The organism is Enterococcus plantarum (genome assembly GCF_001730295.1).
GTDB lineage: Bacteria > Bacillota > Bacilli > Lactobacillales > Enterococcaceae > Enterococcus_L > Enterococcus_L plantarum.
The window spans coordinates 67,728-76,732 of record NZ_MIKA01000009.1 but is presented as its reverse complement, the minus strand read 5'-3'; the positions used below and the strand labels follow the sequence as shown (position 1 = coordinate 76,732).

10 protein-coding genes and 1 pseudogene are annotated in these 9,005 nt (G+C 34.4%); 10 read left to right on the top strand and 1 reads right to left on the bottom strand.

The genetic code is table 11. From position 1 onward, the window contains the following. Positions 1 to 671, top strand: a pseudogene (locus BCR22_RS15380) (hypothetical protein); the annotation flags it as partial. A gap of 33 nt (positions 672 to 704) precedes the next feature. Next, the gene (locus tag BCR22_RS04940) at positions 705 to 929 is read left to right on the top strand and encodes a hypothetical protein (protein ID WP_069653872.1); all 225 of its coding nucleotides are present in this window, start codon (positions 705 to 707) and stop codon (positions 927 to 929) included. A 139-nt stretch (positions 930 to 1,068) separates the two neighbouring features. Here BCR22_RS04940 and BCR22_RS04935 read toward each other — a convergent pair whose 3' ends face one another. Continuing rightward, on the bottom strand, positions 1,069 to 1,467 hold the full coding sequence (locus tag BCR22_RS04935) for a hypothetical protein (protein ID WP_141706534.1): 399 nt from the start codon (positions 1,465 to 1,467) through the stop codon (positions 1,069 to 1,071). A gap of 371 nt (positions 1,468 to 1,838) precedes the next feature. Here BCR22_RS04935 and BCR22_RS15645 point away from each other — a divergent pair, with 371 nt between their 5' ends. The 8 genes from BCR22_RS15645 (at position 1,839) to BCR22_RS04895 (ending at position 8,670) form a co-directional block, all read left to right on the top strand. Then, complete coding sequence (locus BCR22_RS15645) at positions 1,839 to 2,144, top strand: hypothetical protein (protein WP_069653870.1); 306 nt, start codon at positions 1,839 to 1,841, stop codon at positions 2,142 to 2,144. Next, positions 2,141 to 2,431, top strand: a complete 291-nt coding sequence (locus tag BCR22_RS15640) for a hypothetical protein (protein ID WP_069653869.1) — start codon at positions 2,141 to 2,143, stop codon at positions 2,429 to 2,431. The genes BCR22_RS15645 and BCR22_RS15640 overlap by 4 nt, the downstream gene beginning before the upstream one ends. Before the next feature lie 5 nt (positions 2,432 to 2,436). Next, positions 2,437 to 2,793 carry a hypothetical protein gene (locus BCR22_RS04920; RefSeq protein ID WP_069653868.1) on the top strand — a complete coding sequence of 119 codons (357 nt, stop codon included), beginning with the start codon at positions 2,437 to 2,439 and terminating at the stop codon, positions 2,791 to 2,793. Between the two features lie 382 nt (positions 2,794 to 3,175). Next, positions 3,176 to 3,502: a hypothetical protein gene (locus BCR22_RS04915; RefSeq protein ID WP_069653867.1), complete on the top strand. Its 327-nt coding sequence runs from the start codon at positions 3,176 to 3,178 to the stop codon at positions 3,500 to 3,502. A 109-nt stretch (positions 3,503 to 3,611) separates the two neighbouring features. Then, positions 3,612 to 3,839: a hypothetical protein gene (locus tag BCR22_RS04910; RefSeq protein WP_069653866.1), complete on the top strand. Its 228-nt coding sequence runs from the start codon at positions 3,612 to 3,614 to the stop codon at positions 3,837 to 3,839. 250 nt (positions 3,840 to 4,089) lie between these two features. Continuing rightward, positions 4,090 to 6,756, top strand: a complete 2,667-nt coding sequence (locus tag BCR22_RS04905; protein WP_069653865.1) for a YhgE/Pip domain-containing protein — start codon at positions 4,090 to 4,092, stop codon at positions 6,754 to 6,756. 267 nt (positions 6,757 to 7,023) lie between these two features. Next, positions 7,024 to 8,187: a cation diffusion facilitator family transporter gene (locus BCR22_RS04900; RefSeq protein ID WP_181429537.1), complete on the top strand. Its 1,164-nt coding sequence runs from the start codon at positions 7,024 to 7,026 to the stop codon at positions 8,185 to 8,187. A gap of 147 nt (positions 8,188 to 8,334) precedes the next feature. Next, positions 8,335 to 8,670, top strand: coding sequence for a hypothetical protein (locus tag BCR22_RS04895; protein ID WP_069653863.1), 336 nt, complete (start codon positions 8,335 to 8,337; stop codon positions 8,668 to 8,670). Positions 8,671 to 9,005 lie beyond the last annotated feature (335 nt).

Genomic DNA, 9,005 nt, shown 5'->3' with positions numbered 1-9,005 from the left:
GGATGTGGGTGACCGATCCAAGTAAAGTCACACAAGCAGACGTTCAATTCAATGAAAAATATAAAGAATACCTAGATATATTGACGAAGCCAGAAAAAGGTTTGGTTGACGAGTATTTTCAAACAATTACAGAAGAATTGAAAACAGGGATCAATCAAAAAACAGGGAAACCATTAACGGATTTAGAAAAAGCACAACGTTGGTCGACCATCGCAAGTGCGATCGCAGCCGTAGCAATTGGTGCTTATTATGGAGGAAAAGGGTTTACTGGCAAAGGGACAAACGCACCTAAGACGCCTACTTTAAAGGGAAATAAAGGCGGTAAGAATTATACACTGGATCGAGGGAAGAATAAAGGGAAAACTGGGTATAAGAAACCTAGTGGGGCTAGAAATGTTATTAAAAATAACTTAGGTAAAGAAATAGATATAACCCCTTCTAAAGTTCATACTAAGGTGAATAAAAACCCGGGACCATTTGGTGAACCTAATAGTAGTGTAGATATTTTAGATTCTAAAGGAGAACTTACTACAAGACGATTTTATGATGAAACAGGAAAAGCTATACGTGATGTTGATATGACAAATCATGGTAATCCTAAAAGACATCCTGAGTACCCTCATGAACATAAGTGGAAGTACGATCCTAATGGAAAACCTACTAGAGAATAAAAAATATATATGGAATGTGGAGGTTTGTAAATTATGGACTATAAAGAAATGGAAGAAAGCGTAGGTTATGGAGAAGAATACAATTTTTATTATAAGGATAAAGAATTTTGGATTAGTCAAAATTCTGACGGGAATTACTTAACTGAAGTTGGTGGAGAAACTCAAGAGTTTAAAAACTCAGAAGATTTGTTGAAGAATGCACGAATAAATGGGAAGTCTATTAGTGAGATTTGGGAAGAAATAAAAGATCAGTTTTAAAATAAAAAGGCACTTTATCACGAGACTGTTAATCAAGCGATAAGGCCTAAACTCACTAATCAGATTGCTGATAGCTAATAATATAAAAAAGTGTAATGTATTTGTTTAAAAATACGTTACACTTTTTGATGTTTGACAATTAAAAAATATCCCAGTCTCTTTTCTGAAATTTATGAACTAAATCACTAATCTCTGTTAGTTCATTTTTAGTCAAGTTAGGTAGGCTTTGAATAATTTCATACTCTTCCTCTGAAGTGATAGTATATTTGGTATCCACACCATTTTTAAAGTTCAATTTTGTATTATCTGAATCATCTAAAAAATAAAGTGTTGGTAAACAGAGCAAAAAATTAGAAGGTACTTGCAGTTTTTTCTCCATAGCTTTTAATTCGTCAAATTTTGGAATAGTAATACCTTCATATTCATACATGTCAAGCATATGCCCTAGTTGCTTTTCTTTGTTTACCGATTCTATATAATTTCTTATTAATGAAATAAATTTCACTTCATCGTCATAAGAAAAGTTATTTTTTTTCACTTCATTCACAATATTTTGAACGTTAGAATCGGCTAAAACAACTGCGGTAGAATACACATCATTTTACAGATGGAATCGGTTGTTGGTGGAATGGGATTGTCAAAGGAACAAAAGGGCTCAATACCGAAGGTTTTTTACTCTTAGAAACAGGCAAAGGCATTTTACTAGTTTTAGAATCTACGATAGGATTTGTAGGAGAGGGGATCAGTTCATTAGCGATTGGGAGTATACAAGTTGGTCAGCTATTAGGTGGAGGACTCGCTGCAGGGATCAATAATCGAAGAGGCGTAAAATCACCAGATTGGATTGGAAAAGATTGGTCAGGAGCTGTTAAGAATGTTCAGGCATTAACTCCTGAAGCCATTTTTGAAATGAGTAAAGCAGCGATAGGCGCAATGGCTGATGACTTTAAACGTGGAGATATCTATGATATGACGACAGATATTTTGACAGTGGGCACCATGTTATCAGCAGTAAACGGATTGAAAAACACGGCAAAGAATGTTACAACTAAGTTGAAAGCGCCAAAAGTAGGATCGGTCGTGGACGATGTAGCTAGGAAAGCTAGTGGAGCTAATATTCCTAAACTTTCTAGTTTGTCCGAAGCAGAAAAACTTAAAATTGCTAATCAATATAAGCAGACTGCACCAGTAGGTATTCCTGACAGTGCAAAATGAATGCTGGTTATGAACAAATTACTTATAAGTGGAATGATGGTCAATTTAAGTATGAAGTAAGGTGGCATACAAGAACTCCAGGAGCACCTGTAGAACAAGGTAATACATGGGTTGTTCAAAGAACAGTACCTGGAAATGGAGGAAACAAGCCACAAACATTCTTTAAAATTGGTGATAATGAATGGGTAGAAGGATATAAATGGTATGATGCTATAAATGCTAGAAAAGCAGGAAATGCTACTCCAGAACAAATAAAAATTTTAGATAAGGGTCATTGGAAGGAATGAATTAAATGATTGATAGTAGGTTTTATGAAGGTTTTCAGGGCGAAGCAGAGTTTACCTTTGTTGCTGATAATAATAAACTTGTAATTTGGAATGGCTATTTCGAGACTATTTTAGATAACTTATTAGATTGCAATGTAGAAAAAGAGGGAATTATGAATGAATATTTTAATCATGAAGGATGGTATGATGATTCACCATGGCTGATAAAAGATAATTCTCTTACTATTAATCAATTAAAACGTTTTGATATTAACAAAATTAATCAAACTTCAATGAAAGAAGATCTAGAAGAAGTAGTTCAAACGATTATTTCATTTTTAGAAATTAATCGTTTGAGTAAAATCTATATTGAATACGAATAATCAAAAAACAAAAAAGGCACTCAATCACAAGACTGGTAATCAAGTGATTGAGCCTTGACTAGTAAGGAACAATCTCACTAATCAAGTTGCCAATAGCTAACAAAAAGCTAGCTGTATTTATTGGACAAAAATTCAAGAGACTTTTCTAATCTTTTTGACTATTCTTTGATATACAAATCAACTAAGTTGTCGACTACGGAAACGGTATGAGTGGGTGAAAAACTACTGATCCGTTTTTTTCATATATCAAAAAATTGAAGTAGTAAAAAATATTCAAACAGAAAATAAATAAAAAGTTAAAGGGATAAACCATATAGTTATTTATACAGTATGCATTTAACCTCGAAAAATTAATTAGATATGACCTGGGCCACTTCGATCAATGAACGGTCGTTACCATTGTCGTGTCCAACTTGCCACAGGCGCTTATGTATGGATGTGGGTGACTGATCCAAGTAAAGTCACACAAGCAGACGTTCAATTCAATGAAAAATACAAAGAATACCTAGATATTTTGACGAAACCAGAAAAGGATTTGGTTGACGAGTGTTTTCAAACAATTACAGAAGAATTGAATACAGGGATCAACCAAAAAACAGGGAAGCCATTAACGGATTTAGAAAAAGCGCAACGATGGTCGGCCATCGCAAGTGCGATCGTAGCCCTAGCAATTGATGTCCATTCTAGTATAATGAACGTAGTTAGCTAAGATAGATTTTTTAAATTTCTTTCACATGATTCAAAAAATAGAAAGCAAATCACTTCTACTTATTGTTATTTAAGCTTATAATAAACTAAAATTCTAGGAGGCATAGCCGATGAAAGCAGACGAAAAAAAAGTTTATGACTTCATAATGGATCGAACGAAATCTGGTCATCAAGAAGACATGAAACAGTTGCTAGCAGAACTGATGGAAAGAAGATCAACGGACAAGCTCGATAAAATGTACCTAATGAGTGTGGTTCCTAGAGCTCTTTCTTATTTAGACCATGATGCAGTTAATGAAGTAAAAAAAGTAGTGTCAAAGTTTACAGCAAAACGATAAGTTAAAAAATAAAGGCAAGCTGATTCAGGTGGATGAGTTTGTCTTTTTTTTAGGTGTAGGAAATTCCAGATGAAGAAATCAGAATCGAAAAATATCTTAATTCAATCGCATGCAGAAATACATAGAAGAAATCTCTACGACAGTTCAAGAAACCTGTCGTAGAAATAGACAAAAATTGGATTTTTCATTTGTTATTGATAAAATAATTATGCTAAAGTAAATCAGTCATTAAAAAGAGTGGGTGAGCAGGATGAAACATATAAAAAATACATTGAAGTTATTTAAATTAGATTGGCAACGCATTTTTAAAAACCCAATCGCTACATTTTTGATTATTGCACTGATGATTATTCCATCACTTTATGCATGGTTCAATATTGAAGCTTTATGGGATCCTTATGCAAACACAGGAGAGTTACCAATTGCAGTATACAGTGATGATCAAGCAGCATCATTCAAAGGTAAAAAAGTCAATATTGGTGAGGAAGTCTTAAAAAATCTTCATAAAAACAAACAATTGGGTTGGCGGTTCGTCGATTCTAAAGAAGAACTAGACAAGGGCGTACGATCAGGTAAATATTATGCTGGTATTTATCTACCCAAAGATTTCTCCAAAGATTTGTTAAGTTTTACGACAGGGGAAATCACTAAGCCTAAAATAGACTATTCAATCAATGAGAAGATCAACGCAATTGCACCAAAAATTGCGGAAAAGGGCGCGACTTCTTTACAAGCACAAATCACTGATGAATTTACTAAAACAGCTAGTGGGACATTGGTCAAGGTTTTTAATGATATTGGCTACAACTTAGATTCTAATTTAGTCAGTATCACAAAAGTAAAAAACATGATTCTTTCAACAGATGAAAACATGGCTCAAATCGATAAATACACACAAGAAGTTGTAGCATTACACGGGAAAATGCCAGAACTAAAAACAAAATTGGCGAAAGCAAATGAGTTTGTTGAATATTTGCCAGAAGTCGATGCATTAGGAGCGAAATTAGTTGATTTAAATAATAAGATACCGACAATCAAAGAACAAGCGAAAGTTATTTTAACGTTGCAAGAAAAAATTCCGGAAATTCAAAATGCTGGTAAACAATTAGCGATGATCGATGATGATTTTGCTTCTGTTGAACAAACGATGAATGAAGGGATCGAAGAAGCGAAACAAGGCTTAACGATTATTCAACAAGTTCAAACTGCACTACCAGACATTGAAAAACTTGGAAATCAAGCAGATCAATTAGCGACTGCCACGAGTGAAGGGGCAACGAAATTGCAAGAGGCACTACCAGGCATTACAAGTAGTATGAAAGTGACCTTACAAGCAATTGGAACAATCAGTTCTAGCGTTTCATCTGTTGTCGAGCAACTACGAGACAATCGTTTGACACCTGACGAGCGCGAAATGCTGAAACAACAATTGTCAGCTAGTCTAGGAAAACAGCAAGTGGTTGTTCAACAATTGATCCAAACGTTGACACAGATTCAAGAATCCGCTGGAAATCAAGAGTTACAGCCTACTATTGATAAGTTAACAACAATTAGTAATATGATTTCAGATTTAAAAGTCAAAGTGGATAATTTAGATGTAAATGCTATTACAGATGCTGACTTAGAAGCGATTCAAAATGCAGCCAATGAAATTGCTACAACCGCATCAAGTATTGATGTTGAGGCGGTTTCAACGATGGTCAATGATATCTTAACGAAACTGATCGCAACAATTAGTACCGCTCAAGGACTCCTTGATAAGGCAAAACAAATAGACTTTGCTTCATTATTAAACGCAACACAAGATACTGTTTCAAATGCAATCGGCATTTTAGAAAAATACCAAGCAGAGTTACCTGCAATTAAACAAGAAGTTCATTATGCCAATGTTTTATTGAACGGCCATATGGATACAATCGTAAATGGGATCAACAAAGGTGCCGACCTTTACAATAACGAATTGCCTGTAATAGAAGATAAACTTGGATTAGCAGCAAATTTCATTCAAAATGATTATCCAGGAATCAGAAATAATATCACAGATACATTGAATACGGTCAATGACAAAATGCCGGATTTAGAGTCTGCATTAGATAAAGCCAATGACTTAGTTCAAAACGATTGGCCAACCATCAAAACTGGGGTGCGTAAAGCCGCTGAAGCAATCCGAAAAGGTGAAAAGGATGTAGACCTTGGTCAAGTGATAAAACTGTTTAAACTTGACGCCAATGCTGAAAGTGACTTCTTCTCGAAACCCGTAGAAATATCTGAAGATAAAATTTATCCTATTGCAAATAATGGCTCAGCGAGTACACCGTTTTACACAGCTTTGTGTTTATGGGTCGGCGCAGTGTTGTTTTCAAGCGTTGCAACAACCGATTTTTATTTAGACGAAAAGGACCGCACGAAATATTCTAAACGAGAACAATTTTCTGCAAGAATGTTGACATTCTTAGTCATGGGATTAGCACAAGCGTTGATTGTGACGTTAGGAAATTATTTCTTATTAGGTGTAGATGTAAGACAACCTTTTTATAGTGTCTTGTTCGCCTTATTGATCGCTTTCGCCTTTATGATGATTGTTTACGTTTTAGTAGCGCTGTTCGGAAACGTCGGAAAAGGAGCTGCGATCATTATATTAGTACTGTCTATTTCTGGCGGTGGCGGGAATTATCCAATACAAGTGTCTGGTAAATTCTTCCAGTTTATTAATCCGTTTTTACCATTTACCTATGCGGTGAATTTATTACGAGAATCGGCAGGAGGAATTTACTGGCCAAACGCGTGGAAAGCAATTATCATTTTAAGTGGTATTGCGATCGTTTTCTGTGTATTAGGGATTTTCTTATATCCGTATGTCGAGGAAAAAACGAAGAAATTAGAGAAGGTCTCTCATGAGAGTCGTATCTTCCACTAAAATAGTGTAGTTATTTATAACAAAAGAGTGAGGCAACTTTGGAATAAGTTTGCTTCACTCTTTTGCTATTTTGTGATAAACAGGACATAATAGAGACAAGCTTCCTCATTTCAAGGTGCCCCTAACAAAAAAGAAAAGACCTCCAAGCATTCAAATCGGGGCTTTCTAAACAATAAAAAGTCGCTAATAAAAGTCGTTTTTCACTATACAAATTTTTGAAATCATTTTATAGTTTTGAAATATGCTAAAAACGAGGTAGGGATTATGATGATAAATTTTTTAATTGGTCGTTTTGAAAAAAAGCAACAAAAAAGTTCAGATATTCGTACAGCATTTGGGATTTTTGCTGGAATCGTAGGATTATTATCTAACATGCTACTCTTTGTCAGTAAATTTTTGATAGGGTTGATTTCCGGTAGTGTGTCGATCATGGCAGATGCAATGAACAACTTGTCAGATACAGTATCATCTGTTTTGACCTTAGTCGGTTTTTATATTTCTGGTAAGCCAGCAGATGAAGAACATCCATATGGTCATGAACGATTCGAATACATCAGTGGTATGTTGGTTTCTTTACTGATTACATTTGTCGGTTTTCAATTTTTTATGACATCGATCGATCGGATCAAAAATCCGCAAAGTATTACAGTTACTCCAGTAATTTTGATTATTTTAGTTTTATCGATATTGATCAAAGTGTGGCAAAGTGTTTTTTATCAGCGTGTTGCTAAAAAAATTGACTCCAATACACTAGTTGCAACGGCTAAAGATAGTTTAAATGATGTATTTACGACGATTGCTGTATTAGTTTCAGCTACAGTTGAAGGAGTGACGGGATTAAAGATCGATGGAATCGTGGGATTGGTCATTGCTTGCTACATTATTTTTAGTGGCCTTCAGTTGATTCGAGAATTTGTAAATGAGTTGATGGGGTTACGCCCTAATCAAGCAGCAATCGATGAAATGAAGCTGTATTTATCATCTGTTTCAGAAATTGTAGGATACCATGATTTATTGATTCATCAGTATGGACCAAGTAAAATGTTTGCTTCCGTACATATTGAAATCGATGATCGTTGGGATTTAACAAAGGCTCATGAAACAATCGACGAGATCGAAAATAAATTTAAAAAGCAGTTGGGTGTAGAACTCGTTTGTCATATCGATCCGGTAAATCTACATGATCAAAGGCAACAGTTTATTCATCAAGAGCTGAAAAAGGTTATTAAAGGAATTAGTGACGAGTTAAAGGGACATGATATTCGTTTAGTGGATCATGGTGGAAAACCGCGCATTTTATTCGACTTAGTTGTCCCAAATCATTTTAAAGGAACCGATCAAGAATTAAAGATTCGTCTACAAGAGCAAGTCTATAGAAATATTGGCGATTATATAGTAGAAATAACGTTTGATCACAATTACCTATTGTAGAGGTCTCTATAATGACGAAAAAAAGAATATATTTATAATTTTTCTCAAAAATTATATAAATATAGTTATTTTATATAAAAAAATGAGAAAAACAAAAGCTCCTAACATGTTAATATAGATGAGGACTTGTTAGGGGGAAATAGAAAAATGGATACAAATTTATTGATGGTTCTATATTTTTTAGTGATAGTGATTGTTGTTTTAACATTAGTGATTATCAGAGACAAACAATTATTACAGAATTTATTAGAAAAAAAAGAGAGAAAACAAGAAAAAATTACGGATTTGAAATTAGAAAAAGTTCGTTTAAAGCATATAATAAAAATGCAAGATGAAACAATTTCTCATATGTTGATGTCAAATACGCAGTATTCTAAACCAGTGGGACTGGGTTATCTGAATCGAGATGCTTCAGAAGAATCTGCTATTCAAGAATGGCACTTGGATGAATATGAAAGTATGAACCGAGAGTATTATCAATAAAACAGTGACGAAGAGCTGACGTAAAATGTTGTGAGGCGGATGGGACAGAAGCGCTTATTTCAGAAGGGATTGCTTCTTCTCCCACCATTTATTCGTATTTAGGGTGTGATACAAAAGTGATTTTTACTTTTGTATCACACCCTTTTTACTATGGCAAAATAGGATAGTAAATTTAAAATACCAAGTAGTTCAAGCGTATCTTCTTAATGAAGGAGGGACTCCTTTGGCAACGAAGTTGGTAATTGAAAAAATTTTAACAATAAAAAAAGGGCGGATTTCTCCACACCTAAAACAGTCTAACTTTTAGAGCACACAACAAAATAGTTATCACTCCG

Bases quoted from the DNA above. Each gene is read 5' to 3' on its own strand.
- BCR22_RS04940 (WP_069653872.1), top strand. From the start codon at position 705: ATGGACTATAAAGAAATGGAAGAAAGCGTAGGTTATGGAGAAGAATAC.
- BCR22_RS15645 (WP_069653870.1), top strand. From the start codon at position 1,839: ATGAGTAAAGCAGCGATAGGCGCAATGGCTGATGACTTTAAACGTGGA.
- BCR22_RS15640 (WP_069653869.1), top strand. From the start codon at position 2,141: ATGAATGCTGGTTATGAACAAATTACTTATAAGTGGAATGATGGTCAA.
- BCR22_RS04920 (WP_069653868.1), top strand. From the start codon at position 2,437: ATGATTGATAGTAGGTTTTATGAAGGTTTTCAGGGCGAAGCAGAGTTT.
- BCR22_RS04915 (WP_069653867.1), top strand. From the start codon at position 3,176: ATGAACGGTCGTTACCATTGTCGTGTCCAACTTGCCACAGGCGCTTAT.
- BCR22_RS04910 (WP_069653866.1), top strand. From the start codon at position 3,612: ATGAAAGCAGACGAAAAAAAAGTTTATGACTTCATAATGGATCGAACG.
- BCR22_RS04905 (WP_069653865.1), top strand. From the start codon at position 4,090: ATGAAACATATAAAAAATACATTGAAGTTATTTAAATTAGATTGGCAA.
- BCR22_RS04900 (WP_181429537.1), top strand. From the start codon at position 7,024: ATGATAAATTTTTTAATTGGTCGTTTTGAAAAAAAGCAACAAAAAAGT.
- BCR22_RS04895 (WP_069653863.1), top strand. From the start codon at position 8,335: ATGGATACAAATTTATTGATGGTTCTATATTTTTTAGTGATAGTGATT.